The 232-nt window shown below is 61.6% G+C and carries 1 protein-coding gene; it reads left to right on the forward strand.

The window, feature by feature from the left end; translation table 11 throughout:
• Nucleotides 1-232, forward strand: a 232-nt coding sequence (locus HKX41_13795) for a RidA family protein (GenBank protein ID NNC25206.1), incomplete at both ends; no start/stop codon positions are given.

Consider the following 232-nt stretch of genomic DNA (forward strand, 5'->3'; position numbering starts at 1 on the left):
CGACAAACTCTACGTCTCTGGACAGGGCCCCGTCGACCCCGAAACGGGCGAAGTCATCGATGGAACGCCGGCGGAACAGACGAAGCGAACCCTCGAGAACGTCGAGGCGATTCTGGAGGCCGGCGGGTCGTCGCTTGCGGACGTGGTGAAAGCCACCGTCTTCCTCAAAGACATGCGCTACTACGACGAGGTGAACGAGGTGTACGGCGAGTACATGTCGGCACCGTATCCG

This window comes from Salifodinibacter halophilus (genome assembly GCA_012999515.1).
In the GTDB taxonomy this organism is placed as follows: domain Bacteria; phylum Pseudomonadota; class Gammaproteobacteria; order Nevskiales; family Salinisphaeraceae; genus Salifodinibacter; species Salifodinibacter halophilus.